The following is a 26,980-nucleotide window of genomic DNA, read 5'->3' as shown; positions in this document are numbered from 1 at the left end:
TGCGGCACGGCAGAGACACATGCTTCAATTGGGCCGCCGCCCTCGCCCCGAGGCGCCCGATTCCCTCTCCAAGCGAATACCTGCCATGCTCCGTCCCTGCCTTACCCTGCTGCGCCGCGCCCTCGCGCCGGCTCTCCTGGCCCTGGCGCTGACTCCGGCCGTCTCCGCCAAAGACAAGGAGCCGCCGATCCGCATCGGCGAGATCAACAGCTACAAGGCGATCCCCGCCTTCCTGGGCCCCTACAAGAAAGGCTGGCAGCTCGCGCAGGAACAGGTCAACGCCGGAGGCGGCGTGCTGGGCCGGAAACTGGAAGTCATCTCGCGCGACGACAACGGCAATCCCGGCGATTCGGTGCGCGCGGCCCAGGAATTGCTGGCCCGCGAGAAAGTCGACCTGCTGTTCGGGGGCTTTCTTTCCAACACCGGGCTGGCGCTGACGGATTTCGCCAAGCAGCAGCAGGTCTTCTTCCTGGCGGCCGAACCGCTCACCGACAAGATCACCTGGCAGGAAGGCAACCGCTATACGTACCGGCTGCGCCCGTCCACCTGGATGCACGTGGCGGCCCTGGCCCCCAAGGCGCTGGCCCTGCGCAAGAAGCGCTGGGCCATCGTCTATCCCAACTATGAATACGGGCAGTCGGCCGTGGCCACGTTCAAGGCCATGATGACGGCCTTCCAGTCCGACGTGGAATTCGTGGCCGAGCAGGCCGTGCCGCTGGGCAAGGTGGACGCCGGCGCTGTCGTGCAGGCCCTGGCCGACGCCAAGCCCGACGCGATCTTCAACGTGCTGTTCGCCGCCGACCTGACGCGCTTCGTGCGCGAAGGCAATACGCGCGGCCTGTTCGAAAACCGGGCGGTCGTCTCGGTGCTGTCCGGCGAACCCGAATACCTCGAGCCCCTGGGCGCCGACACGCCCACGGGCTGGATCGTCACCGGATACCCCTGGTACGCCATCGACACGCCGGCCAACACCGCCTTCGTCGAGGCCTACAAAAAACGCTACAACGAAACGCCCAAGGTAGGATCGGTGGTCGGCTATGCGTCGCTCATGTCCATCGCCGAAGGCCTGAAAGCGGCCGGCGCCGTGGACACCGAAAAGCTCGTCGACGCGTTCGCCGGCCTGAAGGTGGAGACGCCCTACGGCCAGATCCAGTACCGCAAGATCGACCACCAATCGACCATGGGCGTCTACGTGGGCGTGACCGCGCTCGAGGACGGCAAAGGCGTCATGAAGGACTTCGCCTATATCGACGGCGCCCGCCTGCAACCGCCCGACGAACAGGTCCGCAAGATGCGTCCGGCGCGCTGATGAGCTTTTCCGGACTGCTGCTGCAGCTACTCAACGGCCTGGCGGACGCCAGCGCGCTGTTCCTGGTGGCCGCCGGCCTGTCGCTGATCTTCGGCGTAACCCGCGTGGTGAACTTCGCGCATGGCTCGTTCTACATGCTGGGGATCTACCTGGCCTGGACCTTCACCGGCTGGTTCGGCGACGGCGCGGGCTACTGGGCGGGCCTGCTGCTGGCCGCGCTGACGACCGGCGCCATCGGCGCGGCCGCCGAATGGCTGGTGCTCAAGCGCCTGTACCAGGCTCCCGAACTCTTCCAACTGCTGGCCACGTTCGCGCTGGTGCTCATCATCGGCGACGCCGCGCTGGCGGTCTGGGGCCCCGAGGACCTTTTCGCGGCCCGCGCGCCGGGGCTGTCCGGCGCCGTGCAGATCCTCGGCCGCCGCTATCCGCAGTACGACCTGCTGCTGATCGCGGCCGGCCCGGTGGTGCTGGGCCTGCTCTGGCTGTTGCTGATGCGCACCCGCTGGGGCCGGCTGCTGCGCGCCGCCGCGGAAAACCGCGCAATGCTGGCCGCGCTGGGCGTCAACCAGGCCTGGCTGTTCACCTCCGCCTTTACGCTGGGCGCCTTCCTCGCCGGCCTGGGCGGCGCGCTGGCCGCGCCGCGCGTGCCCGCCACGCTCGGACTGGACCTGGAAATCATCGCCAGCGCCTTCGTGGTCGTCGTCGTGGGCGGCCTGGGGTCCATTCCCGGCGCCTTCCTGGCCGCCCTGCTCATCTGCTCGGTCAAGGCCGTGTTCGTATTCCTGGGACAGGTGCAGCTCGGCCCGTGGGTCTTCAACCTGTCCAAGCTCACGCTGCTGGCGGAATTCGCCGTCATGGCGGTGGTGCTGGTGGCGCGGCCCTGGGGCCTGCTGGGCAAGCCGCCCGCGCCGTCGTCCCACGCCGCCGCGCCCGAGCGCCCCATCGCGCCCGCGGGCCGGCGCCTGCGGCTGGCCTATGGCCTGCTGCTGGCCCTGCTGGCGCTCGCGCCGGTGGCGTCCATCCAATGGCCCTATCTGGGCATCCTGCTGACCGAAATCCTGATCGCGGCGCTGTTTGCCGCCAGCCTGCACTTCCTGACGGGACTGGCCGGCATGACGTCGTTCGGCCACGCCGCCTGGTTCGGCCTGGGCGCCTATGGCGCCGCGCTGCTGCTGAAACTGGCGGCCGTGCCGATGGAAGCGGCGCTGTTGCTCGGCCCCTTCGCCGCGGCGCTGGGCGCCCTGCTGTTCGGCTGGTTCTGCGTGCGCCTGTCGGGCGTGTACCTGGCGATGCTGACCCTGGCCGTGGCCCAGATCCTGTGGGCGCTGGCCTATCAATGGGACGACGTGACGGGCGGCAGCAACGGGCTGATCGGCCTGTGGCCGTCGGCCTGGCTCGCGCACGGGCCGTGGTTCTACTACGTCACGCTGGCGCTGTGCGCCGCCGGCATCTGGTGGCTGCGCCGCCTGGTGTTCTCGCCGCTGGGCTACGCGCTGCGCGGCGTGCGCGATTCTTCCCTGCGCGCCGAGGCGCTGGGGATGGACACCCGGCGCGTGCAGTGGGCGGGCTTCGTGGCGGCATCCTTCGCCGCGGGCCTGGCGGGCTCGCTCTACGCGTTCTCCAAGGGCAGCATCGCGCCCGACGTGCTGGCCGTGAGCCGGTCGGTCGACGGCCTGGTCATGGTGCTGCTGGGCGGCTTGCAGACCCTGGCCGGCCCGCTCGTGGGCGCGGCGTCCTACACCTGGCTGCAGGACGCCGCCGCGCGCAGCACCGAGTACTGGCACGCCGTGCTGGGGCTGGCCATCCTGGCCCTGGTCATGGCCTTTCCCGAAGGCCTGGCGGGCGCCGCCGCGCGCTTGCGCGGGAGGCCGGCATGAGCCCGCCGGGCCGCCCCGAGGGCGAATACCGGAATGCGCGGCATGAAGGCAGCCCAGTGACCGCCGCCGATCCCTTGCTGCAAGTCCGCGGCCTGCGGAAATCGTTCGGCGGCATCGACGCGCTGGCCGGCGTGTCGTTCACGCTGGAGGCCGGCCGGATGCTGGCGCTGATCGGGCCGAACGGCGCCGGCAAATCCACCTGCTTCAACGTGCTGGGGGGCCAATTGCGCCCCGACGCCGGCTCGGTCCGGATGGACGGCCGCGAACTGGTGGGCCTGTCCGCCGGCAGGATCTGCCGGCTGGGCGTGGGCCGGACCTTCCAGACCGCCGCCACCTTCCGTTCCATGACGGTGCGGGAAAACGTGCAGACGGCGCTGCTGTCCCGCGACCGGCTGCTCTTCAACCCCTGGCGCCGGGCCGGCCGGCACGCGGTCGACGAAGCGATGGCCCTGCTGTCCCAGGTGCGGATGGCGGACAAGGCCGCCGAGCCTTGCGGCACGCTGGCCTACGGCGACGTCAAGCGGGTCGAGCTGGCGATGGCGCTCGCGCACCAGCCGCGCCTGCTGCTGATGGACGAACCCACCGCGGGCATGGCCACCAACGAGCGCCACGCGCTGATGCGGCTGACCCGCCAGTTGGCCGACACGCAGCGCATCGCGGTGCTGTTCACGGAACACAGCCTGGACGTGGTGTTCAAGCATGCCGACCGCATCGCCGTGCTGGTGCGCGGCAGCCTGCTGGCGGAGGGCGATCCCGCGGCGATCGCGGCCGATGAGCGGGTCAAGGCCGCCTACCTGGGCACGGACGCGCCGCAGCCGGCCTGAGCGCCGGCCGCCTCAGCCGCCGCTTTGCGGACTGTCCGGCTGGCATTCCCAGAAGATCCTGGCCTGGCAGCCCGCGCAGATGCCGCGGTCCAGCCTGGCGTAGATGGCATGCAGCGCCGTCGCCTTGTCGGGGAACACGTGGTCCTCGCCCAGGCGGCCCAGGAATCCCGTGCGGCGCCACATCTCCAGCACCTCGGGCCGCGGCCGATGGAAATACAGGTCGCCGCCCATGGCCCTTCTCGCGGCCAGTTCGTCTTCCCAGACCTGCGCGCCGGCCAGGTCGATGAAATTCATGCTCTTGGCCATCACCAGCAGATGGCGAGGCGCGCCCGGCGCGGCGCGCAGTTCGTGCAGGCGCTGCGCCACGTGCGCCGCGGCGCCGAAATAGACGGAGCCTTCCATGCGCAGCAACTTCAACTGGGGACATTCCGGCAACGCGTCCCGCTGGTGCTCCAGCACGACGAAGCGCCGCTCCAGCCCGCGCGAATCGAATCCCATCGTGCGCATCGCGGGGCGCGAAGTGCGGTGCAGGTAGACCATCAGCGACAGCACCGTGCCCAGCAGGATCGCCACCTCCATGCGGATGGTGATGGTGGCGGCCAGGGTCGCGCCGGCGATGACGCATTCGCTCGGCTGGGTGCGGATCAGTTGCCGCCAGCGGGGAATGTCCAGCAAGGTCCAGGCGACCAGCAACAGCAGCCCGGAGATGGCGGCATGGGGAATCCTGGCCAGCAGGGGCGCCGACAGGGCCACCAGCACCATCAGCAGCAGCGCCGAAAACACGGAGGCAAGCGGCGTCTTCGCGCCCGCCTCGTAATTGGGAACCGACCGGTTCAGCGACCCGCAGGACAGGTAGCAGGAAAAGAACCCGCCCACGATATTGGAAAGCCCCTGCCCCACGAACTCGCGGTTCGCGTCGATGCGCTGGCCCGAGCGCGTGGCCACGGCCTTGGCGATCGAAATCGATTGCGCCAGGGCCACGATGGTCAGCGCGAAGGCCAGGCTCAGCAGGTCGGGCAAGGCGCGCCAGTCGACGCTGGGCACATGGAAGGGAGGCCAGGGCTGGGCGATGGCGCCCAGCACCGACACCGGCTCGCCGTCGGCCAGCGCATTGAACGCCGCGGCCGCCAGCACGCCCGCCGCCAGCCCCGCCAGCATGTACGGCTTGCGCTTGTCCAGCCGGCGCACCAGCAGGGCCACCGCCAGCGTCGCCAGCGTCACCAGTACCGCGCCCCAGTGCGCCTGCCCGATGTTCGCGCCCAGGCTCGCCAGCAAGGCGCCCGCGCCGTGCGAGCCGGGCGCCGGCAGCCCCAGCGCATCCTTCAAGGCGTGCACGGCGATCAACAGGGCCGCGCCGCTGGTAAAGCCGAACAGGGCCGAAGGCGAAATGAAATGCGCCAGCGATCCCAGCCTCAGGGTGCCCACCAGCCACTGCATCGCCCCGACCAGCACCGTCACGGCCAGGGCCAACTGGATGTACTCGGGGCTGCCGGCGGCCGCCAGGGGCGTCAGCACCGCATAGAGCGCCAGCGAATTGGCATTGGTGGGGCCGGACATGACGTGCCGGCTGGATCCGAACAGCGCGGCGACGATACAGGGAACGATGGCGGAATACAGGCCGTACTCGGGCGGAAGGCCCGCCAGCATGGCGAATGCGACGCCCTGCGGCAGCACCAGCAATGCGCCCAGCAGGCCCGCGGCCAGATCGGCGCGCAAGGTCGGCGCGTTGACCTCGTCGACCCACGGGCCGAACAACCGGCGCGCAACGTTCATCCCCCCCTGCATCATTCCTTCTCGTCCCCAGGCGTCTGCTCTTGAATCGGCCCCGCCTCCGGCCGGTCGGGCGGGAGGCAGGGCCGTCTAGCGTAATCGCTAGCCCCGGCGCGCGCAACGCGCCCGCCTACTTCAGATAGCGGCGCTCCAGTTCCCGCATGCCCGCATCGCCTTGCAGCCCGATGATTTCCTTGACCGAAGGCAGGCCGGCGTCGACCTCGTGGATGCCGCCGTCGCGCCGGATGCGGGCGAAGACGTCGCGCATCGCGCCCACCGCGGCCCGGATGGCGTGGTTGCCGTAGATCACCAGCCCGACCTTGCCCAGCGCCTGGATGTCGGACTCGCGCAATTGCGGATAGGCGGTGGGCACCAGCACCAGCGGCACCCGCCCCCGCCATGCCGCCACGAAGGACAGGATCTCGCCGGGCTCGCTCTGCCTGGAATGGATCAGGATCGCATCCGCGCCCGCGGCCTCGTACGCCGACGCCCGGGCCAGCGCCTCCTGTTCGCCCGCCCCCGCGATCAGCGCCTCCGTCCGGGCGATCACGCAGAAATCCGCGTCGCGGCGCGCGCCGCAGGCGGCTTCGACCTTGCCCTGGAATTCCTCGATCCGCACCAGTTCCTGCCTGCCGGCGGCGCGCAGGCTGGTGTCCTTGGGAAAGGTCTTGTCCTCCATCACCACGGCCGAACAGCCGGCCGCTTCGTACTGCGGCACGATATAGGACACGTTGACCGCGTTGCCGAAGCCGGTGTCGATGTCGGCGATGACGGGAACGTCCACCGCGGCCGCGATCGCCCGCATCATGTCCAGGTGCTGCGAGTGCGAAAGGATGTTGGCGTCGGGCACCGCGTAGCTGGCCGAGAGTTCGAAGCCGCTGCCCCATATGGCGTCGAACCCGGCCTCGGCCGCCAGCCTGGCGGACAGGGGATTGTGCGCCGACATGGCGTGCGTCAGGACGGAATCCTGCAATTTCTGGCGGAAGCGGGCGTTGCGATTCATGGCGGGCGTATCTGCGGGATGGAACACCCCGCATCGTAGCGCCAATCAGGCTTGCGCCGCCGCCTCAGCCCGCCTCGCCCCCGCGCCGCGATTTCATGGCCTGGCCGATGGCGGCCAGCGCATCGTCCGATATCAGCCGCGCCGCCATGGGCAGCAGTTCGTCTTCCTCGCGCCGGATATGCGCGGCGTAGGCATCGGTGAAATCCTTGATTTCATGCGCGGGCAGATCGGCGCGCCGCCCGTCGGCGATCTCGGAAAGCGCCCGGCGCAGCGGCTCCCAGCGCCGCGCCAGTTGCCGGTGCTCGGCGACCAGCCCGTCCACGAGCGCATGCAGGCAGACCGCGTCGGAGCCGGCCATGGAATCGATCAGGGCCGGGAACAGGTCCTCTTCCTCGTCCTCGTGATGGTGCGCGGCCGCGGTATCGAAGTAGCGCAGGACGCTGGCCGCGGCCGTGCGGGCCGCCGCGTCGCTGCCGTGCGCGGGCAGGTGCGCGGCCAGCCGCCCGAGCGTGGCGCATTGGCGGGCGATGCGCCCGTGACAGGCCGACAGCAGGGCCAGCGGATCGTCCGCTCCCGGCGCCGGCGCCGGACCTCCAGGAAAACTCACCGCCATCGCACACCTCCGTTATCCCGCGTGGCCGCGCCACCACAAGCGGATGGAATCCCACGCGCGCCCCGCGAATCCCGCCTCGGCCACCGGCTCCAGCGCCACCACCGGGAACTGCATGGCGGGCTTGCCGTCGACCAGCACGCGCACGGCGCCCACCGTGGCCTGCGCCGCGATCGGCGCGACCAGCGGCTCCTGCGGCGTCCAGACCGGCTCCACCTTGGCGCCGGCGGGCACCGTCACGTAGGCGTCGCGCACGAACCCGGCCTTCAGGCTGTCGGCCTCGCCCTTCCAGACCTCGGGCGTCGCCACCGCTTCGCCGCGGGCGTAGAGCTTGATGGTATTGAACCCCTGAAAGCCCCACTCCAGCAACTCGCGGCTTTCCTGGGTGCGCAGCTTGTCGGACGCCGTTCCGACGACCACCGTGATCAACCTGCGCTCGCCTGCGCCGTTGGGCCGTTTCGCGCTGGCCACGATGCAATAGCCCGCCGATTCGGTATGCCCCGTTTTCAGGCCGTCCACGCTGGGATCCAGCCACAGGAGCCTGTTGCGGTTCGGCTGCGTGATCTTGTTGTAGGTGAATTGCCTGGCGGAATCGTAGGTCTTGTAAAGCCGGGGATAGTCGCGGATGAAGCGCGCGGCCAGGACCGACAGGTCGCTCGCGGTGGAATAGGTGCCCGGGTCCGGCAGCCCGTGCGGGCTGGCGAAGCGCGTGGCGTGCAGGCCCAGTTTCGCGGCGGTGTCGTTCATCCGGACCACGAAGGCCTCGACGCTGCCCGACACCGCCTCGGCCAGGGCGATGGCCGCGTCGTTGCCCGACTGGATCATCAGCCCGCGCAGGAGGTCGTCCACCGACACCTTCGAGCCGGGCTCGAGGAACATCTTCGAACTGCCCGCCGGCACTTTCCAGGCCCGCGTCGAAACGGTGACCATCTGGGCGGCCGACAATTCCTTCTTGCTCAGGGCCTCGAACACGACGTACGCGGTCATGATCTTGGTCAAGGACGCGGGCTCGATCCGCGCCGCCGCGGCATGCGAGGCGATGACCTGCCCGCTGGTCTCGTCCAGCAAAAGCCAGGCCTTCGCCGACAACGCCGGCGCGGGCATGGGCTGCGCCATGGCGCCCGAAACACACGCGGCCGCGACGATCAGGCTCGCCGCCAACTTCTTCATCGACATATAGCTGCTTCACTTCCATGCATGGTTTTCTCTCGCGCGGGAACCGGCGCAAACGCCTTCAGGCAAGCCTCCGGCCGCCTGGCGCGCTCCCGCGCCGCCCGCAATTGGAACATGCGCGGCGCGGTTGGTTCACTGGCGGCAGCGCGTGAAAGAATGGGCGATGGATGTCACGACATCTTGCAGGAACCCTTGCAGAAAGCACTTTCTGCGCCGAAAACAACAAACAGCGACTGAAAAGCCGCTGGAAACCCGCATTTACCGCCACTCTTCCGCTATCATCGGGCGCGTAGCGTCAAATGCCGATAACCGGCACGCGCTGCTCCATGTCCTCAACATACGGATTTTGACCATGGCCACGAAAGCAAAAGCTCCTGCCAAGAAAGTCACCAAGCCCGCCGCCAAGGCGCCCGCGAAGAAGGCAACTGCCGCCAAACCCGCTGTGAAGCCTGCTGCAAAGCCCGCTGTGAAGCCGGCAGCGAAGAAGGTCGTCGCCGCCAAGAAGGTCGCCGCTGCCCCCAAGGCCATCAAGGCTGCTCTGAACAAGACCCAGCTCATCGCCTACCTGGTTGAGCAATCCGGCGTCGAAGCCAAGGCCGTCAAGGCCGTCCTGGCCAGCCTGGAAACCTCGGTGCTGGGTTCCGTGGACAAGAAGGGCGCCGGCGAATTCACGCTGCCCGGCCTGTTCAAGGTCTCCGTGCAGAAGGTTCCCGCCAAGGCCAAGCGCTTCGGCAAGGATCCGTTCACGGGCGCAGAGCGCTGGTTCCCCGCCAAGCCGGCTTCGGTCAAGGTGAAGGTTCGCCCGCTCAAGAAGCTGAAGGACGCCGCGCAGTAATTCCGCGCGAGTATCCGGTCAAGCCGGAAGGGCCCGCCTCGCAAGAGGCGGGCCCTTCTTTTTTAATCGCGCGCATTGCGCGTTCCGGCATGCCGCTGGTAGAATTTATCTTCACGTAAAGATACTTTATATGGAAATAAATGGCGCCCGCGAACGACCTCGTCGATCTGGTGATCTCGCAATGGACCGAGGAATGTCCCGGTCAGGACTTCTCGCCCATGTCCGTCGTCACCCGCGTATTCCGCCTGAATGCGCTGGCCACGCGCAACGTGAACCGCGGCTTTCGGCGCCACACCCTGCACCAGGGCGAATTCGACGTGCTGGCCACGCTGTACCGCAGCGGCGCGCCCTATGCCCTCAATCCGCAGAAACTGGTCGAAGCCCTGCTCCTGACCTCGGGCGCGATGACCAACCGGCTGGACCGCCTGGAACAGGCCGGCCTGCTTGTCCGCAGCCCCAATCCGGACGACCGGCGCGGCGTCATCGTCTCGCTCACCGCCGAAGGCCTGCGCCTCATCAAGGCGGTGCTGAAGGACTATATGAAGGACCTGAACGAATTGCTGGAGCCGCTGTCGGCCAGTGAGCGCAGGCAATTGGCCGGCCTGCTGAAGAAGATGCTGATCAGACTGGACCAGGAAACGCCCGGCGGCATCGAGGCCTGAGCCCGCCGCCCCCGAATGCATCCCGCCGCCGCCCGCGCCCTGGGCGCAACGCCGTTTTTCCCCGCCCGAGACCCATGAATTCCGCTTCCCGCTCCCCCCAGGCGCCAGCGCTGACCGCGCCGATCATTCTGCTGATGTCCGTCGCCACCGGCCTCGCCGTCGCCAGCAACTACTATGCGCAGCCGCTGCTGCACACCATCGGCGAGCAATTCTCGCTGTCCACCGCCGCCGCCGGCGCCATCGTCACCACCGCGCAGCTAAGTTACGCGGTCGGCCTGATGCTGCTGGTGCCGCTGGGCGACATGTTCGAGCGCCGCGGCCTGATCGTACTGATGAGCCTGCTGTCCTCGGGCAGCCTGCTCATTTCCGCCTTCGCTCCCAATATCTCCGTCCTGATCGTGGGCACCGCCCTGACGGGCATGCTGTCCGTGGTGGCGCAGATCCTGGTGCCCTTCGCCGCCACGCTGGCCGCCCCCCACGAACGCGGCAAGGCCGTGGGCACGGTCATGAGCGGGCTGCTGCTGGGCATATTGCTGGCCCGCACCGTCGCGGGCGCGCTGGCCGACGTGGGAAGCTGGCGCACGGTGTACTGGGTGGCGGCCATCCTGATGCTGATCATGTCCGCCGCCCTGTGGCGCGTGCTGCCCCGCTACCAGAGCCCCGCGGGCCTGAGCTACCCCCGCTTGCTGGCCTCCATCCTCCGGATGTTCGTCGAAGAACCGCTGTTCCGCGCCCGCTCGCTCCTGGGCGGGCTGCTGTTCGCCGCCTTCAGCATGCTGTGGACGCCCCTGACCTTCCTGCTGGCCAGCCCTCCCTATCAATACAGCAATACGACGATCGGCCTGTTCGGGCTGGCCGGCGCCGCGGGCGCCTACGCCGCCAACCGCTTCGGGCGCCTGGCCGACCGCGGCCTGGGCAACCTGGCCACCCGCGTCGGGCTGCTCCTGCTGCTGGGTTCCTGGGGGCTGATGGCGTTCGGCCAGGTATCCGTGATCGCCCTGCTGCTGGGCATCCTGGTGCAGGACCTGGCGATCCAGGGCGTGCACGTCACCAACAGCAGCGCCCTCTACCGGATGCGCCCCGAGGCGCGCAGCCGCCTGACGGCCGGCTACATGACCAGCTACTTCATCGGCGGCGCATCCGGTTCGCTGGTATCGTCCTGGCTGTACGCCCATTTTGGCTGGCCCGGCGTGGTCACGGCGGGCGCCATTCTCGGAGGGATTACGCTGGCGTACGGCACCCTGGCGCCAAGCGCGCGCATCCCCGAAACGGCCCCGCCCCCTGCCCGCGCCTAGCACCTCCTATAATCAGGGGTTTTGACCGCTCCCGCATCCGGCCGCCCGCGCGCCCGGCGCGGCCGGGCGGCTCACCCTTTTTTGCCACCGTGCACGAGCCCATGCAGGAACGTTACCTCCCCAATCTCGTCGAAGCAGCCGCCCACCAAGACTGGCAGGCCCGCGACGTCTACCTGGTCCACGAACACGCGACGAACGCCGACGGCTCCGAAAAGCCGAAGTTCTACGCCTGCTCGATGCTGCCCTACCCCAGCGGCAAGCTGCACATGGGCCACGTGCGCAACTACACCATCAACGACATGATGGCGCGCCAGTTGCGCATGCGCGGCTACAACGTGCTGATGCCCATGGGCTGGGACGCCTTCGGCATGCCGGCGGAGAACGCCGCCATCAAGTCCAAGGTGCCGCCGGCGAAGTGGACCTACGACAACATCGCCTACATGAAGAAGCAGATGAAGGCGATGGGGCTGGCGATCGACTGGTCGCGCGAAATGTGCGCCTGCGATCCCCAGTACTACAAGTGGAACCAGTGGCTGTTCCTCAAGATGCTGGAAAAGGGCGTGGCCTACCGCAAGACCCAGGTCGTCAACTGGGATCCGGTGGACCAGACCGTGCTGGCCAACGAACAGGTCATCGACGGCCGCGGCTGGCGTTCGGGCGCGCTCGTCGAAAAGCGCGAGATCCCGGGCTACTACCTTCGCATCACCGATTACGCCGACGAACTGCTGGGCGCCGTCCAGAACGACCTGCCCGGCTGGCCCGAGCGCGTGCGCCTGATGCAGGAAAACTGGATCGGCAAGTCCGAAGGCCTGCGCTTCGCCTTCCCGCACAAGATCGCCGGCCCGGACGGCCAGCCGATCCAGGACGGCAAGCTGTACGTCTTCACGACTCGCGCCGACACCATCATGGGCGTGACCTTCTGCGCGGTGGCGCCGGAGCACCCCCTGGCCACGCAGGCGGCCCGCTCCAACCCGCAACTGGCGGCGTTCATCGAGCAATGCAAGCTGGGCGGCACGACCGAGGCCGAAATGGCCACGCGCGAAAAGGAAGGCATGCCCACCGGCCTGTTCGTCACGCACCCCGTCACGGGCGCCGAGGTCGAAGTCTGGGTCGGCAACTATGTGCTCATGACCTACGGCGACGGCGCCGTCATGGGCGTGCCGGCGCATGACGAACGCGATTTCGCCTTCGCGAAGAAATACGATCTGCCCATCGTCCAGGTCGTGGACGTGGCCGGCAAGGCCTACTCCACCGACGCCTGGCAGGAATGGTACGGCGACAAGCAAGCCGGCCGCACCATCAATTCCGGCAAGTACGACGGCCTCTCGCACAAGGAAGCGGTCGACGCCATCGCCGCCGACCTGGGCGCGCTGGGCCTGGGCGAAAAGCAGACCACCTGGCGCCTGCGCGACTGGGGCATTTCGCGCCAGCGCTACTGGGGCACCCCGATCCCCATCATCCATTGCGCGGATTGCGGCCCCGTCCCGGTCCCCGAAAAGGACCTGCCCGTCGTCCTGCCCGACGACCTGATCCCCGACGGCAGCGGCAACCCGCTGGCCAAGAACGAAGCCTTCCTGTCCTGCGCCTGCCCCAACTGCGGCAAGCCCGCGCGCCGCGAAACGGACACGATGGACACGTTCGTGGATTCGTCCTGGTACTTCATGCGCTACACCTCGCCGGGCAACGACCGCGCCATGGTCGACGCGCGCAATGACTACTGGATGCCGATGGACCAGTACATCGGCGGCATCGAGCACGCCGTGCTGCACCTGCTGTACGCCCGCTTCTGGACCAAGGTCATGCGCGACATGGGCCTGCTCAACTTCGACGAGCCCTTCACCAAGCTGCTGTGCCAGGGCATGGTGCTGAACCACATCTATTCGCGCAAGACGCCCCAGGGCGGCATCGAGTACTTCTGGCCCGAAGACGTCGAAAACGTCTATGACGACCGCGGCGCCATCGTCGGCGCCAAGCTGAAGTCGGACGGCTCGGCCATCACCTACGGCGGCGTGGGCACGATGTCCAAGTCCAAGAACAACGGCGTCGATCCGCAATCGCTGATCGACACCCTGGGCGCCGACACGGCCCGCCTGTTCGTCATGTTCGCCAGCCCGCCCGAGCAAACCCTCGAATGGTCCGACTCCGGCGTCGAAGGCTCGAACCGCTTCCTGCGCCGCCTCTGGTCGATCAGCTACGCCCGCCGCGACGCCATCGCGCGCGGCCTGGCCCATGGCGCCGACTGGTCGCAAGCCCAGGCCGCCGTCAAGGACCTGCGCCGCGAGGTCTACACGCTGCTCAAGCAGGCCGACTACGATTACCAGCGCATCCAGTACAACACCGTCGTGTCCGCCTGCATGAAAATGCTGAACGCCATCGACGACGCCAAGCTGTCCGAAGACGCCGCGTCCGACGCCGCCTGCGCCGAGACCCTTGGCGTGCTGCTGCGCGTGCTGTACCCGGTCGTCCCGCACATCACCTGGCACCTGTGGCAAGACCTCGGTTACGCCAAGGAACTGGGCGACCTGCTGGACGCGCCGTGGCCGCACGTGGACGAAGCGGCGCTGGTCGCCGACGAAATCGAGCTGATGCTCCAGGTCAACGGCAAGCTGCGCGGCTCGATCCGCGTGGCCGCCAAGGCAGCCAAGGAAGACATCGAGAAGCTGGCGGCCGCGCAGGAAGAGGTCGCCCGCTTCCTGGAAGGCCGTCCGCCCAAGCGCGTCATCGTCGTCCCGGGCAAACTGGTCAACGTCGTAGGCTGATGAGGTCAAGCATGCACTTCGCCGGGCAACAAACGCACTCCTCCCGCCAACCCTGGCTGCTGCGCGGCGCCTGCCTGGCGCTGTTCATGCTGCTCTCCGCCTGCGGCTTCGCCTTGCGGGGAGTCACTCCCCTGCCGTTCGAAACGCTGTACATCGGCATCCCCGACAACACCCAGTTCGGCGCCGACGTGCGCCGCTCGGTGCGCGCGGCGTCGCCGAACACCAGGCTGGTCGAAGACACCAAAGAGGCCCAGGCCATCCTCCAGCAGGTCTCCGATTCGCGGACCTTGCGCGAGGTCTCGCTGAACGCGCAGGGCCGCGTCGAGGAATACGAACTGGGGATCAACTACACGTTCCGTCTCATCGACGCCAAGGGCCGGGCCGTGATTCCGGACACGACGCTGTCGATCTACCGCGAAATGCCCTACGACGACCAGGTCGTGCAGGCCAAGCAGGGCCAGATCGAGACGCTGTACCGCGCCATGCAGCGCGACCTGGTGTCCCGCCTGCTGCGCCGCCTGACCGCTCCGGACGTGAGCAGCGCCTTCGAGAACGCCGAGCGGCGCGGCGAAGAAGGCGAAATCCCGCTGTACGATCCGAACGCGCCCGAACCGCAAAGCACGCCGGCGCCCTGGCAGACGCCGTCCACCACCGACCCGGCCATCCTGCGCTAAATGGCACAGCTCCTGGACGCGGACCGCCTGGCCGAGCACCTGCAAAGGCCGGGCAACCGGCTGGCGCCGCTGTACACGGTGTCCGGCGACGAACCGCTGCTGGTGACCGAGGCCGTCGACGTGCTGCGCGCCTCGGCCCGCAACGCCGGCTATACCGACCGCCTGTCCATGGTGATGGATGCGCGCAGCGACTGGAGCTCGGTCACCGCCGCCACCCAAAGCGTGTCGCTGTTCGGCGACCGCCGCATCCTCGAAATCAAGATCCCCACCGGCAAGCCCGGCAAGGCCGGCGCCGATACCCTGGCCCGGCTGGCCGAACAGGCCGAGAAGCAGACCGACCCGGACACGCTCATCCTGATTTCGCTGCCCCGCCTGGACAAGGCCACCCGCGATAGCCGCTGGGCGCAGGCGCTGAGCCGCGGCGGCATAATGGTCGATATCGCCGGCATCGAGCGGGGCCGCCTGCCCGCGTGGATCGGCATGCGTCTCGCGCGCCAGAACCAGCGCGCCGACAACGCCACCCTCCAATGGATGGCCGACAAAGTGGAAGGCAACCTGCTGGCCGCCCACCAGGAAATCCAGAAACTGGGCCTGCTCTATCCCGAAGGCCAACTTGCGGCGGAAGACGTGGAACGCGCGGTGCTGAACGTGGCGCGCTATGACGTCTTCGGCCTGCGCGACGCCATGCTCGCCGGCGACACGGGCCGCACCATCCGCATGATCGACGGCTTGCGCGCCGAAGGCGAGGCGCTGCCGCTGGTGCTGTGGGCGGTGGGCGAAGAAATCCGCCTGCTGGCCCGCGTCGCGGAGGCCCGCGCCCTGGGGCAGGACGTCAACGGCCTGATGCGCCGCCTGCGCATTTTCGGCGCGCACGAACGCCTTGCCTTGCAGGCCCTGGGCCGGGTCCAGCCGGGCGTCTGGCCGGCCGCCGTGCAGCACGCGCACGAAGTCGACCGCCTGATAAAAGGCCTGTCCGTGCCGGGCCGCCTGTCCGACCCCTGGGAAGAAATGACCCGGCTCGCGCTGCGCGTCGCCGCCGCTGGCGGACGACCGTGAAGGCGGCATAGCCGCCGCCTCCGCCTCGCCCCTCCGGCCGCCCGACCGGAGGTTCGCCCGGCCGTCCGGCCGGATATACACTGATTCTCCAGGCGGCTTCCATGCCGCCCCACATTCATGATCGACGCCGCCATGTCCTCGTCCTCCATCGAACAAGCCATGCTCACCCTGGGCGAAAACGCCCGCCGCGCCTCGCGCGCCATGATGCGCGCCACCGGCGCCGCCAAGAACCAGGCGCTGCTGGCCATGGCCGACGCCCTGGCCGCCAGCCACGACGAACTCAAGGCGGCCAACGAGAAAGACGTCGCCGCCGCCCGCGCCAACGGGCTGGAGCCCGCGCTGCTGGACCGCCTGACCCTGTCCGACAAGACGCTCGCGCACATGGCCGAAGGCCTGCGCCAGATCGCCGCCCTGCCGGACCCGATCGGCAGCATTACCGCCACCACGGTGCGGCCCAACGGCATGCGCGTCGCCCAGATGCGCGTCCCGCTGGGCGTGATCGGCATCATTTACGAATCCCGCCCCAACGTGACGATCGACGCCGCCGCGCTGTGCCTGAAGTCCGGCAACGCCGCCATCCTGCGCGGCGGCAGCGAAGCGCTGCACTCCAACATCGCGCTGGGCCGCATCGTGCAGAAAGGCCTGGCCGCCGCCGGCCTGCCGCAAGACGCGGTGCAGGTCGTGGCCACCGCGGACCGAGCCGCGGTCGGCAAGCTCATCACCATGACCGAGCACATCGACGTCATCGTGCCCCGCGGCGGCAAAGGCCTGATCGCCCGCCTGTCCCAGGAAGCCCGCGTGCCGCTGATCAAGCATCTGGACGGCAATTGCCACGTCTATATCGACGCGGCGGCGGATCCCGACAAGGCGCACGCCATCGCCTTCAACGCCAAGACCTACCGCTACGGCATCTGCGGCGCCATGGAGACCCTGCTGGTCGACGCGGTGGCCGCCGTCTCGCTTCTTCCCGGCCTGGCCGCGGATTTCGCCGAGCACGGCGTCGAACTGCGCGGATGCCCCCGCACCCTGGCCCTGCTGCCGCATGCCAAGCCGGCCACCGAGGAAGACTGGGCGACGGAATACCTGGGGCCCATCCTGGCGGTGCGCATCGTCGACTCGCTGGACGACGCCATCGAACACATCGCGCGCTGGGGTTCCGGCCACACCGACGCGATCGTCACCGAGGACCTGTCCGCCGCGCAGCGCTTCCAGCGCGAGGTCGACTCAAGCTCGGTCTACGTCAACCTGCCGACCTGCTTCGCCGACGGCTTCGAATACGGCCTCGGCGCCGAAATCGGCATCTCCACGAACCGCCTGCACGCGCGCGGCCCGGTCGGCCTGGAAGGCCTGACCACGCTGAAGTGGGTGCTGAGCGGCGAAGGCCAGGTGCGAGGCTGAGTCCTCCGCGCTGAGACTGACGCGGCCCTGAACACGGGGCCGCGGCCAGCCTTCTACAATACGGCCAGGCAATCCGCCGGCTTCTTGTCATCCGAACGCGGCCTACCGCGCAACTCCGAGACCCCCCATGCATTCAGCCGCCATTTCCATGGCCTTCAGCCTTTTCGTGCTGTGCTTCATCACTTGCTCAATCAGCGGCATCGTCCTGTTCTTCCTCAAGAGCAAGCAGATCAACGCGACGCTGAAGCACCCCTACCTTCAGCATCGTCCGTTCAACCAGTATCCGCTGTCGATCCAGGCGGCGATCATGCTGGATTATTTCTTCCGGCTGATGTTCCCGGACACCCGCTTCTGGCTGATCGGCAACGCCAACGACCTGCTGGGCCACGTCGATCCGAAGAAGACGCCGCTGGCCCTGAAATGGCCGATCGTCGGCTTCTGGGGGTCTTGCTGGCTGGGTTTGATCGCCATGATCGCCCTCTGGATCATGCTGTATCTGGGAGTTTGATCGCATGCAGATCAGAATCGAAGACTATCCCGGCTGCCTGGAAGCCGCCCGCTACCTGATCGCCGCGCGCGAATCCGGCGTCGCCGGCCCCCGCCTGCCCGCCGGCTGCCGCCCGCAATCGCTGGGCCAGGCCTTCGCCGTGCAGCAACGCACCGCGCAGTTGCTGCTGGAAGACCGCCAGGACGGCATCGCCGCCTGGAAAAGCGCGCTGCCTTCGCCCGAGAAGACCGTCGTCGCTCCCATCTATGCGTCCACCGTCGCCTATGCCGAAGCCGGCCCGATCGCCGCGCGGACCGACGTGCTGCGCATCGAACCCGAGATCGCGTTCGAGATCGCCCAGGACCTGCCCGCCCGCGCCCAGCCTTACACCGAGGCCGAAATCGACGCCGCGATCGGCGGCGCGCGCCTGGCGCTGGAAGTCCTGGGCTGCCGCTACGCCTCGCCGGAACACGCCAGCCTGCCCGAGCTTCTGGCCGACCACATGTTCAACCTGGGGCTGGTGCTGGGCCCGCGCATCGCATCGCCCCATGCCGCGCCCGGCAGCATGAGCATCACGCTGTCCGTGGACGGCGCCGAGATCGAACAGCACGCGGGCATCCACCCGAACGACCGCCCCAAGGCCGGGCTGTACTGGCTGGCCAACTTCCTGCGCGGACAAGGCCTGGGGCTGCGCGCCGGCCAGCATGTCATCACCGGCTCGTACGCCGGCTTCCTGGACGTGCCGGCCAATCGCGACGTGGAGCTTGCCTACGGCGACATCGGCGTCCTGCGCCTGCGGTTCAGCAAGCCCTAGCGGGCCGCGGGTTCGGCGATGCCGACGGCTTCGCCGGCCGCCTCGATGATTTCGCCGACCGCCAGGCACAGGTCCTCGCGGTAGCGTCCCGCCACCACCTGCACGCCGACCGGACTCGGGCCCGCGCCGCTCATGGCGGAACCCATCGCGACCGACAAGCCCGGCAATCCCATGAACGGCACGCCGATCTGCGTCATCTGCGCGCGCCAGACCCGGGCATAGGCCTCGTCGCCCTGCAGATCGAGCTTGTCCGGAAAGGGCAGCTCCGCGGACACCGGCAACAGCAACACCGGATACTCCGCGAAGAACCGCTCCCACAGGCGCGTGAGCGTGGCGCGGCGCGTCAGCACCGCCGAAAAGCCGGCGAGGTCGATAGCGGCCGCATTGCCGCGCTGGCCGGCCAACGCGACCAGCGCGCCGCGGTCGCCTTCTTTTTCAGCGGCCGCGACCAGGGCGTCATAACCGTCCGCCAGCCACATGCGGATCTGCAGGTCCGCCGCCTCTTGCATCGGAGGCACGGCATCCAGGGTATCCACCGTCCAGCCGGCCTCGCTGAGCCGGCGCGCCGCCTCCTGCAAGGCCTTGACCACGGCGGGCTCGGTTTCCATGCCGTCGGGATTCAGGCATAGCGCGGCCCGGCGCGGCGCATCGGGCCCCGTCAACGGAGCCGGAACCCACCAGGGATCGCGCGGGTCCGGCGCCGCCAGCGCCGCCAGGCCCAGCCGCAGATCGGCGATGCTGCGCCCCAGGGGCCCCGATACCGCGGTCAGTTGCGCGCCGATGGCGCGTTCAGGCAGCGCCGCGTTGTAGGCCGCCACGCGCCCCAGCGAGGGACGCAGCCCGTGGACGCCGCAGGCATAGGCCGGATAGCGGATGGACCCGGCGATATCGGTGCCGTGCGCCAGGTGTCCGATGCCGGCCGCGACCGCGGAGGCCGCGCCGCCCGACGAGCCGCCCGGCGTGAGCGCCGGGTTGCGCGGATTCAGCGTGTCGCCGTGCAGCAGGTTGCCGGTGAACCAGCGCAGCGAAAACGCCGGCGTGTTGGTGCGGCCCAGGATGACCGCGCCCGCCCGCCGCAGGTTGTCGACGACCGGGCTGTTCTCGGCGGCGATCAGGTCCTTCTGCAGGCCCACGCCGTTGGTGGTGGCGAAACCGGCCTGGTCCACGTTGACCTTGACCGTGACGGGCACGCCCGCCAGCGGGCCGGCCTCTTCGCCTCGCGCCAGGGCCGCATCCACCTCGGCCGCCTGCGCGAGCACCGTTTCGGGCCGATGGTCCACCACCGCGTTGATGGCGGGATTGACGGCGTCGAGGCGCTCCAGCGCGCTTTGCGCGGCTTCGCGGGCGGAGACTTCACGCTTGCGGATACGGGCGGCAAGCTCAACTGCGGACAAACGCCAAAGATCGGACACGCGCGACTCCTGAGTCAGGTTTTTTGCAGGGTTCGCCCACCTTAGCGCCAGCCGCCGCCGCCCACAAGCCACCCACAAGCCACCCACAAGCCGCCCCGGCCGCGCCGCTACTTGTCCTCTTCGAACACCTCGACGATCGCGTCCGCCACGGCGCGCACGCGGGCCGTGCGGTTCAGGTCTCCGTGCATCACCAGCCAGAGGTCGTAGGATTCGCTGCGGGCCGGCCAGATACGGACCAGATCCGGGTAGTCGGGCGCCATGTGCGTGGGCAGCTCGCCGATGCCCAGGCCCGCCACCACGGCCTCGATGATCATCAGGCCCGAATTCAGTTCCACGCCGAGGCGGCCGTTGCCCGTGGGCTCTCCGCAGAACGCGTCGGACCAGCCCGGCAGCACCGATTGCTGGTAGGTCACCAGCGTGTGCCCCGCGAACGCCGTTCCCGGACGCGGCTCGCCGTGCGCGGCCAGGTATGCCCGGGACGCATACAGCCCCACTTCCTTGCGCGCCAGGTGCCGGCAGATCAGGTCGGGGTTGTCCGGCCTGAGGTTGCGTATCGCCAGGTCCGCCTCGCGGCGCGTCAGGTTGCTCATCTGGATCGCCGTGGACAGCGTCACGCGGATGTCGGGATGCTGGGCGTGCACGCGCCGGATGGCCTCCATGATGAAGTATTTGGCCACGGTTTCCGACGTCGCCACCCGCACCGCGCCGGACAGCCGGTGGTCCAGCCCCTGCATCTGGCGCTGCAACTGGTCGGCCGCCTGCTCCATGCGCTCCGCCGCGGCGAAGGCCAGCTCGCCCGCGGCCGTGGGCACGTAGCCGCCCGGAGTGCGCAGGAACAGCCGCGCATCCAGGGACGACTCCAGCGCCGCCAGCCTTCGGCCGGCCGTGGCCTGGTCGATCTGTAGCAGGGCCGCCGCGCCGCGCAGCGTGCCCACCCGGTAAATGGCCAGGAAAATCCTGGCGTTGTCCCAATCCATGCGGAATCCCATAGATGCACTTTTGCATCACTATAAAGCAGTTCTTCGGCTTTTTTGCATCACGCAGAACTCCTAAGCTTCATCCCTCGAAAGCCGCTGAGCCCTCACCATGAATTCCGCCTGCCCCCATGCTTCCGCCCTGGATGCCAAACCCGCCGCCGTCACCGGATGGCTGCCGCTCGTCACGCTGGCGATCGGCTTCGTCATGGCCATGCTGGACGTCACCGTCGTCAACGTGGCCCTCCCCAGCATTGCGCTGCAATTCACGGTTCCGCTGACGGACCTGGTCTGGATCGTCGACGGCTATACGCTCACGTTCGCGGCCCTGCTGCTGGTGGCCGGCGCGCTGGCCGACCGCTACGGCGCCAAGACCATCTATCTGGCGGGCCTGGGCGTCTTCACCTTCGCGTCCCTGCTTTGCGGGCTGGCGCCGGACGCGGACATCCTCATCCTGGCCCGCATGCTGCAAGGCCTGGGCGCGGCCCTGTTCATGCCCAGTTCGCTGAGCCTGCTCACCCACGCCTACGACGACGAGCAGGTGCGCAACCGCATGCTGGCGGCCTGGTCGGCGATCGTGGCGGTCTCCGGCGCGGCAGGTCCGCTGATGGGCGGCATGCTGATCCACCAATTCGGCTGGCGCGGCATCTTCCTCATCAATATCCCGCTGGGGATCGCGGGCCTGTGGCTGGCCCGCCGCCGCATCCAGGCGGCGCCCCGCCGGCCGCGCGCGCTCAATCCGCTGAGCCACCTGCTGGGAGTCATCGCGCTGTCTTCGCTGTGCTTCGCGCTGATCCAGGGCAACGCCTACGGCTGGTCCTCCAGCCCGATCGCGTTCGCGGCCGCCCTGTTCCTGGGCGCGGCGGCGCTGCTGGTCCGCCGCGAACGCGGCCACGCCGAACCCATCATTCCCCGCGACCTCTTCGCGACCGCGCAGTTCGCGGCGGCCAACGGCATCGGCTTTCTGATCAATCTGGCCGCCTACGGCCAGCTCTTTCTGCTCAGCCTGTTCCTGCAGCAGGCGCGCGGGGCGGACGCCCTGCAGACGGGCATCCAGTTGGTGCCGATGCTGGCGGTGTTTTCCATCGGCAACCTGATCTCCGGCCGCATGTCCGCGCGCTGGAACGTATCGGCCTCGCTGATCGGCGGCGTATCGCTCGCCGCGGCCATGAGCGCGGTCGCCATCTTCGCGGTCACCCCCGCGACCGCCTACTGGCCTTTCGCCATCATCATCGCGCTGGCCAACCTGGGCGTGGGCATCGCCGTGCCCGCGATGACCAGCGTGGTCATGCAGGTATCGGGCAAGCGCCACGCGAACAGCGCCGCGGCGGCGCTGAACGCCAACCGCCAGTCGGGCGCGCTGGTCGGCGTCGCCCTGATGGGGACCATCCTGCATCTGCTGTCCGATTGGCGCGATGCCCTGCCCGCCGTCTACGCCATCATCGCCGCAAGCTACCTGCTGGCCTCCGCGCTGGGATGGCGGCATCTGCGCCGCGCCCGCAATGCCTGAACGCCCGCGGGCGGCGCGGCCGGCGGCAGCGCCCGCGCGCATGGCAAGGGGCCGGCGTTTGCTTCACAATGCTCCTATTCACCCGACCAGGAGCCTTGCATGTCCAGTTCCGCCACGCCCCTTCCCGCCATCCGCAGGGTCGCCATCGTAGGCGCCGGCACCATCGGCGCCAGTTGGGCCGCGCTGTTCCTCGCCCGCGGCCTGGAAGTGGTCGTCAGCGACCCGGCCGCCGACGCCGAATCCCAGACGCGCACCCGCGTACAGGAAGCCTGGCCGGTGCTGGCCGAACTGGGCCGCGTTGCGCCCGGCGCCTCGCCCGACGCCCTGCGGTTCGAACCCGACCTGGAGGCCGCGCTGGCCGGCGCGGATTTCGTGCAGGAAAACGCGCCGGAACGCGAAGACTTCAAGACCGGCCTGTTCGCGCGCATCGACGCGGTCCTGCCCGCGCACGTCATCGTCGCCTCGAGCTCGTCCGGCCTCATCATGAGCCGCCTGCAGTCGCGCTGCGTGCACGCGTCCCGCTTCGTCATCGGGCATCCGTTCAATCCGCCGCACCTGATCCCGCTGGTCGAGGTCGTGGGCGGCGACCAGACCTCGGCGGACACGATCGACCGCTGCATCGCCTTCTACCGCAGCATGGGGAAATACCCGATCCGGCTGAACAAGGAAGTGCCCGGCCACATCGCCAACCGCCTCCAGGCCGCGCTCTGGCGCGAAGCCATCCACCTGGCGGCCGAAAACGTGGCCAGCGTCGCCGATATCGACGCCGCGGTCTCGCAGGGGCCCGGCCTGCGCTGGGCGCTGTTCGGCCCGCACATGACGTTCAACCTGGGCGGCGGCGCGGGCGGCCTGGCGCATTTCATGGACCACCTGCTCGGCCCGGTGCAGACCTGGTGGGACGACCTGGGCGCCCCGGACGTTACGCCCGAATTGCAGCAGCGCCTCATCGAAGGCGTCGACGCCGAAGCGGGCAAGCGCAGCATCGCGGACCTGGTCCAGGCCCGGGACGCCCAACTCACCGCCCTGCTCAAAACCCTGCAACGCTGACCCGGCGCGCAGGCCGCGCCATCCGCAAATCCCGCCGGCGGCGCGCCGCCGGCGCACTCGAACCCGAGGAATCCTTCCGCATGATTTCCGTGACGCAAGACACAGAACGTTCCCGCTACACCGCCACCGTCGACGGCGTGCTGTGCGTGCTCGACTACCAGTTGCAGGACAACATCCTGACGATCACCCACACCGGCGTGCCCAGCCAGGTGGGCGGGCGCGGCATAGCCGCCGCGCTCACGCGCCACGCCCTGGATGCCGCGCGCGCCAACGGCTGGAAGGTGCGGCCCCTGTGCTCGTACGCCGAGGTCTACATGCGCCGCCATCCTGAATACAACGATCTGCTCGCCTGACGGCAACGGCGCGCTCATCGTGGCCAAACCCTCACAGAACGCGGCCGCGGCCTGCCCCTGCGGCGGCCCCGGCGCCTACCCCGAGTGCTGCGGCCGCTGGCATGAAGGCCCGCTCGCCATGCAGGCGCCCAGCGCCGAAGCGCTCATGCGCTCGCGCTACAGCGCCTTCGTGCTGGACAAGCTGCCGTATCTGCTGGCCACCTGGCATCCCAGCACCCGCCCCGCCTCGCTGGAGCCCAATCCCGCCGACCTGAAATGGCTGGGGCTGGCGGTCAAGAAAGCGCTCGTCCAGGATGCCGACCACGCCACCGTGGAATTCGTCGCCCGCAGCCGCCAGGCCGGCCGGGGCCATCGCCTGCACGAGGTCAGCCGCTTCGTCCGGGAAGGCGGGCGGTGGTATTACGTGGATGGCGACCTGAGCTGAATCCGGTGCTTCAGGCGGCGGGCACGGCCAGGCTGTCGTGTCCGATGGCCTGTTTCAGCGCCATCACCAGATGCTGTTCGGCCGCGTTCAGCGCGCGCTGATTCCCGACGATCGCCAGTTCCGTCGGCGGCGTCGGCGCAAAACCCGCGTCCTCGCCCAGCACCTCATGCGTGTCCAGGCGCGCGAACGCCGGCAACAGGCTCACGCCCAATCCGGCCGCGACGGCAGCCTGCACCCCGGCCAGACTGTGGCTGTGGTAGGCGATGTGCCACGGCCTGCCCGCGCTTTCCAAGGCGTAGATCGCGCGCTTGCGATAAATGCAGCCTTGCGGGAAAACGACCAGTGGCACCGCGGCGCCATCGGGAACCCGCTGCCTGCCGCCCACCCAGACCAGGCGTTCCGGCCATGCCGCCAGGCAGGGCCCGTCGCCCGGCTCGCGCTTGACCAGCGCCAGGTCCAGCTCGCCCGAGGCCAGCCCGCCGCGCAGGTCCGTGCTCATGCCGCTGCTGGTTTCAAGGCGCACGTCGGCATGGCTCGCGGCAAACCCGACCAGCAGCACGGTCAGCCGGGACACGTCGAAATCCTCCGGTATGCCCAGCCGCAGCACGCGGGCCGCGCGAGGCGCCGACAGCACGTGCTCGGCCTCGCCGGCGATGGCCAGCAAGCGGCGCGCATACGCCACCATGAGTTCGCCGTCCTCCGTCGCCGACACATTGCCGCCCGCGCGGTCCCTCAACAGCAGCGTCTTGCCGACGCTCTGCTCCAGCTTGCGCACCTGCTGGCTGACGGTCGATTGCGTGCGATGCACCCGGTTGGCCGCGCGCGTGAAACTGCCTTCGTCCACGACGCACACCAAGGTCCTGAGCAATTCCAGATCGAGCATGGCGGGGATGATATTTGATAATCAACTGAGGTGAGTTCAATAATTAATTTTACAACTTATCTGCGCGTCCCTACGCTGGGAGCATCCCCATCCGTTCAAGGAACCGACATGCCCCTGGCCCAATTGCCTCGTCCCCAATGGCTCACCTTCGATTGCTACGGCACCCTCATCCAGTGGGACGAAGGCCTGCAGGCCGCCGTTGCCCGCATCCTGGCAACCGACAGCGATACGGGGCGGCATGCGCCCAGTCCCGCGCAGTTCCTGCACGTCTACGATGGCCACGAACACCGGCTGGAGCACGCGCGGCCGCACCGCAGCTTCGCCGACATCAGCCGCGAATCGCTGCGGCTGACCATGCAGGAACTGGGCCTCGAATACCGGCCCGAGCACGCGGAGATGCTGGTCGGCGGCATATCCGCCATGCCTCCCTTCCCGGAAGTGGTGGAGACGCTGGCGGTACTGAAGCAGGCCGGCTTCCGGCTGTGCATCATCTCCAACACCGACGACGGCATCATCGCCGGCAACGTTGCGCAATTGGGCGGCCACATCGACCGCGTCGTCACGGCCGAACAAGCCGGCGCCTACAAGCCGTCGCGCCAGATATTCGCTCACGCCCACGACGGCCTCGGCGTCACGCCCGACGAGGTCGTGCACATTTGCGCCAGCCCCCATCTGGACCTTGCGGCCGCTCGCGATATCGGCTTTCGCTGCGTCTGGATCGACCGCGGCACTGGCCGCAAACCCTTGCCCGACTACCGGCCGGACGCTACCGTAGCAACTTTGGACCGCGTGCCCGACCTGTTCCGCGACGCCGGCTGGCTATGACGGGCGCGCGCCTTCCCTCAAATCTCCACTTCCGAAAGGCAGCCATGAACCAAGAACCCCATTTCGCCGATGCGCTCTTTCACGCCGAACCCATCGCCGCGCTGCGCGCCGATCTGGCGCTCGCGCTGCGGGCGGCGGCGGCCCATGGATTGGGGGAAGGCGTCTGCAACCATTTCAGCGTGGCCCTGCCTGGCGACCCGGATCATTTCCTGCTCAATCCGCGCGGATTGATGTGGCAGGAAGTACAGGCCGACGACATCGTCCTGATCGACGCCCAAGGCAACAAGCTCGCCGGCCGCCATGAAGTCGAGCCCACGGCGATGTTCATCCACGCCGCCATCCACCGCATCGCCGGCAAGGCCTGTGTCCTGCACACGCATATGCCCTACGCCACCGCGCTGACGCTCATTTCCGATCGGGCGCTGGACACCACGCTTTCCCAGAACGCCATGCGTTTTCACGGGCGCCTGGCCATCGACGAACACTACAACGGCCTGGCGCTGGACGTCAGCGAAGGCGAACGCATCGCCCGCGCCATGCAGGGCGCGGACATCGTCTTCCTGGGGAATCATGGCGTCGTCGTCTGCGGCGACCGGCTGGATTACGCCTACGACGATCTCTTCTTCCTGGAACGCGCCTGTACGGCCCAGGTGTTGGCGCAGTCCACCGGACGGCCCCTGGCTCCGGCCGATGCCGGAATTGCCGCCAAAGTGGCCGCCCAGATCCAGGGCGAGCGCCTTCAATCCGAACTGTTCTTCGCCGCGCTGCGCCGGCAGCTACGTTAGGATCCCTTTCCAGCCTGCCAAGGCAAAACCCCTCGCGGCGCTATGGCCGCGAGGGGTTTTTGTTTGTGCGTCCGGGCGGGCGCGGCAAGCATTGCGGCGCCCCAAAGACAAAACCCCACAGGTATAACCTGGGGGGTTTTGAGCAATAAAAGCCTGACGATGACCTACTTTCACAGACGTCCGTCCACTATCATCGGCGCAAAGTCGTTTCACTGTCCTGT

General features: G+C 68.6%; 25 protein-coding genes. 18 read left to right on the top strand and 7 right to left on the bottom strand.

The features are described 5' to 3' along the window. Positions 1 to 85: 85 nt before the first annotated feature. Genes AVE30378_RS11955 through AVE30378_RS11945 form a run of 3 tightly spaced genes read left to right on the top strand, consistent with a single transcriptional unit; the run spans position 86 to position 4,010 of the window. On the top strand, positions 86 to 1,309 hold the full coding sequence (locus AVE30378_RS11955; RefSeq protein ID WP_129241084.1) for an ABC transporter substrate-binding protein: 1,224 nt from the start codon (positions 86 to 88) through the stop codon (positions 1,307 to 1,309). Further along, entirely contained in the window at positions 1,309 to 3,186 is a 1,878-nt protein-coding gene (locus AVE30378_RS11950; protein ID WP_129241083.1) for an ABC transporter permease, read from the top strand. Before AVE30378_RS11955 ends, AVE30378_RS11950 begins: the two co-directional genes overlap by 1 nt. Beyond that, positions 3,183 to 4,010 carry an ABC transporter ATP-binding protein gene (locus AVE30378_RS11945; RefSeq protein ID WP_425265781.1) on the top strand — a complete coding sequence of 276 codons (828 nt, stop codon included), beginning with the start codon at positions 3,183 to 3,185 and terminating at the stop codon, positions 4,008 to 4,010. The genes AVE30378_RS11950 and AVE30378_RS11945 overlap by 4 nt, the downstream gene beginning before the upstream one ends. A gap of 12 nt (positions 4,011 to 4,022) precedes the next feature. Here AVE30378_RS11945 and AVE30378_RS11940 read toward each other — a convergent pair whose 3' ends face one another. The 4 genes from AVE30378_RS11940 to AVE30378_RS11925 all read right to left on the bottom strand — a co-directional run bounded on the left by AVE30378_RS11940 (position 4,023) and on the right by AVE30378_RS11925 (position 8,569). Then, positions 4,023 to 5,783 (bottom strand): SulP family inorganic anion transporter, encoded by a 1,761-nt coding sequence (locus tag AVE30378_RS11940; RefSeq protein WP_129241082.1) that lies wholly within the window; start codon positions 5,781 to 5,783, stop codon positions 4,023 to 4,025. A gap of 127 nt (positions 5,784 to 5,910) precedes the next feature. Next, positions 5,911 to 6,783 carry a phosphonopyruvate hydrolase gene (locus AVE30378_RS11935; RefSeq protein ID WP_129241081.1) on the bottom strand — a complete coding sequence of 291 codons (873 nt, stop codon included), beginning with the start codon at positions 6,781 to 6,783 and terminating at the stop codon, positions 5,911 to 5,913. A 64-nt stretch (positions 6,784 to 6,847) separates the two neighbouring features. Next, a complete protein-coding gene (locus AVE30378_RS11930; protein ID WP_129241080.1) occupies positions 6,848 to 7,396 on the bottom strand; it encodes a hemerythrin domain-containing protein in 549 nt (182 codons plus the stop codon). Positions 7,397 to 7,408: 12 nt separating this feature from the next. Next, positions 7,409 to 8,569: a D-alanyl-D-alanine carboxypeptidase family protein gene (locus AVE30378_RS11925; protein WP_129241079.1), complete on the bottom strand. Its 1,161-nt coding sequence runs from the start codon at positions 8,567 to 8,569 to the stop codon at positions 7,409 to 7,411. 349 nt (positions 8,570 to 8,918) lie between these two features. Here AVE30378_RS11925 and AVE30378_RS11920 point away from each other — a divergent pair, with 349 nt between their 5' ends. The 9 genes from AVE30378_RS11920 (at position 8,919) to AVE30378_RS11880 (ending at position 18,546) form a co-directional block, all read left to right on the top strand. After that, entirely contained in the window at positions 8,919 to 9,401 is a 483-nt protein-coding gene (locus AVE30378_RS11920) for an HU family DNA-binding protein (RefSeq protein WP_129241265.1), read from the top strand. Positions 9,402 to 9,541: 140 nt separating this feature from the next. Next, a complete protein-coding gene (locus AVE30378_RS11915) occupies positions 9,542 to 10,063 on the top strand; it encodes a MarR family winged helix-turn-helix transcriptional regulator (protein ID WP_129241078.1) in 522 nt (173 codons plus the stop codon). Positions 10,064 to 10,137: 74 nt separating this feature from the next. Beyond that, on the top strand, positions 10,138 to 11,358 hold the full coding sequence (locus AVE30378_RS11910; RefSeq protein ID WP_129241077.1) for an MFS transporter: 1,221 nt from the start codon (positions 10,138 to 10,140) through the stop codon (positions 11,356 to 11,358). Positions 11,359 to 11,459: 101 nt separating this feature from the next. Beyond that, complete coding sequence (gene leuS / locus AVE30378_RS11905; RefSeq protein ID WP_129241076.1) at positions 11,460 to 14,117, top strand: leucine--tRNA ligase; 2,658 nt, start codon at positions 11,460 to 11,462, stop codon at positions 14,115 to 14,117. Between the two features lie 11 nt (positions 14,118 to 14,128). Continuing rightward, positions 14,129 to 14,791, top strand: coding sequence for an LPS-assembly lipoprotein LptE (locus tag AVE30378_RS11900; protein WP_129241075.1), 663 nt, complete (start codon positions 14,129 to 14,131; stop codon positions 14,789 to 14,791). Next, positions 14,792 to 15,847, top strand: coding sequence for a DNA polymerase III subunit delta (gene holA, locus AVE30378_RS11895; RefSeq protein WP_129241074.1), 1,056 nt, complete (start codon positions 14,792 to 14,794; stop codon positions 15,845 to 15,847). A 117-nt stretch (positions 15,848 to 15,964) separates the two neighbouring features. Then, positions 15,965 to 17,245: a glutamate-5-semialdehyde dehydrogenase gene (locus AVE30378_RS11890; protein ID WP_129241073.1), complete on the top strand. Its 1,281-nt coding sequence runs from the start codon at positions 15,965 to 15,967 to the stop codon at positions 17,243 to 17,245. Positions 17,246 to 17,372: 127 nt separating this feature from the next. Beyond that, positions 17,373 to 17,753 carry a hypothetical protein gene (locus tag AVE30378_RS11885; RefSeq protein ID WP_165360158.1) on the top strand — a complete coding sequence of 127 codons (381 nt, stop codon included), beginning with the start codon at positions 17,373 to 17,375 and terminating at the stop codon, positions 17,751 to 17,753. A 4-nt stretch (positions 17,754 to 17,757) separates the two neighbouring features. Beyond that, complete coding sequence (locus AVE30378_RS11880; protein ID WP_129241072.1) at positions 17,758 to 18,546, top strand: 2-keto-4-pentenoate hydratase; 789 nt, start codon at positions 17,758 to 17,760, stop codon at positions 18,544 to 18,546. Here the strand turns inward: AVE30378_RS11880 and AVE30378_RS11875 are convergent. Together AVE30378_RS11875 and AVE30378_RS11870 are read right to left on the bottom strand one after the other, a co-directional pair. After that, the gene (locus AVE30378_RS11875) at positions 18,543 to 19,958 is read right to left on the bottom strand and encodes an amidase family protein (protein ID WP_129241071.1); all 1,416 of its coding nucleotides are present in this window, start codon (positions 19,956 to 19,958) and stop codon (positions 18,543 to 18,545) included. The two genes, AVE30378_RS11880 and AVE30378_RS11875, sit on opposite strands and share 4 nt — an antisense overlap. A 107-nt stretch (positions 19,959 to 20,065) precedes the next feature. Further along, positions 20,066 to 20,935 carry a LysR family transcriptional regulator gene (locus AVE30378_RS11870; RefSeq protein WP_129241070.1) on the bottom strand — a complete coding sequence of 290 codons (870 nt, stop codon included), beginning with the start codon at positions 20,933 to 20,935 and terminating at the stop codon, positions 20,066 to 20,068. A 109-nt stretch (positions 20,936 to 21,044) separates the two neighbouring features. Here AVE30378_RS11870 and AVE30378_RS11865 point away from each other — a divergent pair, with 109 nt between their 5' ends. From AVE30378_RS11865 to AVE30378_RS32745, 4 genes are all read left to right on the top strand, one after another. Next, complete coding sequence (locus AVE30378_RS11865) at positions 21,045 to 22,442, top strand: MFS transporter (protein WP_129241069.1); 1,398 nt, start codon at positions 21,045 to 21,047, stop codon at positions 22,440 to 22,442. 99 nt (positions 22,443 to 22,541) lie between these two features. Further along, positions 22,542 to 23,489 carry a 3-hydroxyacyl-CoA dehydrogenase NAD-binding domain-containing protein gene (locus AVE30378_RS11860; protein WP_129241068.1) on the top strand — a complete coding sequence of 316 codons (948 nt, stop codon included), beginning with the start codon at positions 22,542 to 22,544 and terminating at the stop codon, positions 23,487 to 23,489. A gap of 80 nt (positions 23,490 to 23,569) precedes the next feature. Next, positions 23,570 to 23,842, top strand: a complete 273-nt coding sequence (locus AVE30378_RS11855; RefSeq protein ID WP_129241067.1) for a GNAT family N-acetyltransferase — start codon at positions 23,570 to 23,572, stop codon at positions 23,840 to 23,842. Between the two features lie 19 nt (positions 23,843 to 23,861). Beyond that, positions 23,862 to 24,266: a YchJ family protein gene (locus AVE30378_RS32745; protein ID WP_129241066.1), complete on the top strand. Its 405-nt coding sequence runs from the start codon at positions 23,862 to 23,864 to the stop codon at positions 24,264 to 24,266. Positions 24,267 to 24,276: 10 nt separating this feature from the next. Here the strand turns inward: AVE30378_RS32745 and AVE30378_RS11845 are convergent, their stop codons facing one another. Continuing rightward, on the bottom strand, positions 24,277 to 25,149 hold the full coding sequence (locus tag AVE30378_RS11845; RefSeq protein ID WP_129241065.1) for a LysR substrate-binding domain-containing protein: 873 nt from the start codon (positions 25,147 to 25,149) through the stop codon (positions 24,277 to 24,279). A 108-nt stretch (positions 25,150 to 25,257) separates the two neighbouring features. Between AVE30378_RS11845 and AVE30378_RS11840 the strand changes: the two genes are divergently transcribed. Together AVE30378_RS11840 and AVE30378_RS11835 are read left to right on the top strand one after the other, a co-directional pair. Next, the gene (locus AVE30378_RS11840) at positions 25,258 to 25,974 is read left to right on the top strand and encodes a haloacid dehalogenase type II (RefSeq protein ID WP_129241064.1); all 717 of its coding nucleotides are present in this window, start codon (positions 25,258 to 25,260) and stop codon (positions 25,972 to 25,974) included. A 44-nt stretch (positions 25,975 to 26,018) separates the two neighbouring features. Then, the gene (locus AVE30378_RS11835; RefSeq protein ID WP_129241063.1) at positions 26,019 to 26,759 is read left to right on the top strand and encodes an aldolase; all 741 of its coding nucleotides are present in this window, start codon (positions 26,019 to 26,021) and stop codon (positions 26,757 to 26,759) included. The last annotated feature ends 221 nt before the right edge of the window (positions 26,760 to 26,980 follow it).

This window comes from Achromobacter veterisilvae (assembly GCF_900496975.1).
Taxonomy (GTDB): domain Bacteria; phylum Pseudomonadota; class Gammaproteobacteria; order Burkholderiales; family Burkholderiaceae_B; genus Achromobacter; species Achromobacter veterisilvae.
The sequence above is the reverse complement of the archived record's forward strand: the minus strand, read 5'-3'. Positions and strand labels throughout refer to the sequence as shown.

Excerpts from the sequence above, each read along its gene's own strand:
- AVE30378_RS11860 (WP_129241068.1), top strand. The coding sequence starts at position 22,542 with ATGTCCAGTTCCGCCACGCCCCTTCCCGCCATCCGCAGGGTCGCCATC.
- AVE30378_RS11880 (WP_129241072.1), top strand. The coding sequence starts at position 17,758 with ATGCAGATCAGAATCGAAGACTATCCCGGCTGCCTGGAAGCCGCCCGC.
- AVE30378_RS11945 (WP_425265781.1), top strand. The coding sequence starts at position 3,183 with ATGAGCCCGCCGGGCCGCCCCGAGGGCGAATACCGGAATGCGCGGCAT.
- AVE30378_RS11865 (WP_129241069.1), top strand. The coding sequence starts at position 21,045 with ATGAATTCCGCCTGCCCCCATGCTTCCGCCCTGGATGCCAAACCCGCC.
- AVE30378_RS11920 (WP_129241265.1), top strand. The coding sequence starts at position 8,919 with ATGGCCACGAAAGCAAAAGCTCCTGCCAAGAAAGTCACCAAGCCCGCC.
- AVE30378_RS11950 (WP_129241083.1), top strand. The coding sequence starts at position 1,309 with ATGAGCTTTTCCGGACTGCTGCTGCAGCTACTCAACGGCCTGGCGGAC.
- AVE30378_RS11925 (WP_129241079.1), bottom strand. The coding sequence starts at position 8,569 with ATGTCGATGAAGAAGTTGGCGGCGAGCCTGATCGTCGCGGCCGCGTGT.
- AVE30378_RS11940 (WP_129241082.1), bottom strand. The coding sequence starts at position 5,783 with ATGAACGTTGCGCGCCGGTTGTTCGGCCCGTGGGTCGACGAGGTCAAC.
- AVE30378_RS11845 (WP_129241065.1), bottom strand. The coding sequence starts at position 25,149 with ATGCTCGATCTGGAATTGCTCAGGACCTTGGTGTGCGTCGTGGACGAA.
- AVE30378_RS11870 (WP_129241070.1), bottom strand. The coding sequence starts at position 20,935 with ATGGATTGGGACAACGCCAGGATTTTCCTGGCCATTTACCGGGTGGGC.
- AVE30378_RS11930 (WP_129241080.1), bottom strand. The coding sequence starts at position 7,396 with ATGGCGGTGAGTTTTCCTGGAGGTCCGGCGCCGGCGCCGGGAGCGGAC.
- AVE30378_RS11955 (WP_129241084.1), top strand. The coding sequence starts at position 86 with ATGCTCCGTCCCTGCCTTACCCTGCTGCGCCGCGCCCTCGCGCCGGCT.
- AVE30378_RS11840 (WP_129241064.1), top strand. The coding sequence starts at position 25,258 with ATGCCCCTGGCCCAATTGCCTCGTCCCCAATGGCTCACCTTCGATTGC.
- AVE30378_RS11885 (WP_165360158.1), top strand. The coding sequence starts at position 17,373 with ATGCATTCAGCCGCCATTTCCATGGCCTTCAGCCTTTTCGTGCTGTGC.
- AVE30378_RS11935 (WP_129241081.1), bottom strand. The coding sequence starts at position 6,783 with ATGAATCGCAACGCCCGCTTCCGCCAGAAATTGCAGGATTCCGTCCTG.
- holA (WP_129241074.1), top strand. The coding sequence starts at position 14,792 with ATGGCACAGCTCCTGGACGCGGACCGCCTGGCCGAGCACCTGCAAAGG.
- AVE30378_RS11900 (WP_129241075.1), top strand. The coding sequence starts at position 14,129 with ATGCACTTCGCCGGGCAACAAACGCACTCCTCCCGCCAACCCTGGCTG.
- AVE30378_RS11835 (WP_129241063.1), top strand. The coding sequence starts at position 26,019 with ATGAACCAAGAACCCCATTTCGCCGATGCGCTCTTTCACGCCGAACCC.
- AVE30378_RS11910 (WP_129241077.1), top strand. The coding sequence starts at position 10,138 with ATGAATTCCGCTTCCCGCTCCCCCCAGGCGCCAGCGCTGACCGCGCCG.
- leuS (WP_129241076.1), top strand. The coding sequence starts at position 11,460 with ATGCAGGAACGTTACCTCCCCAATCTCGTCGAAGCAGCCGCCCACCAA.
- AVE30378_RS11855 (WP_129241067.1), top strand. The coding sequence starts at position 23,570 with ATGATTTCCGTGACGCAAGACACAGAACGTTCCCGCTACACCGCCACC.
- AVE30378_RS11915 (WP_129241078.1), top strand. The coding sequence starts at position 9,542 with ATGGCGCCCGCGAACGACCTCGTCGATCTGGTGATCTCGCAATGGACC.
- AVE30378_RS11890 (WP_129241073.1), top strand. The coding sequence starts at position 15,965 with ATGATCGACGCCGCCATGTCCTCGTCCTCCATCGAACAAGCCATGCTC.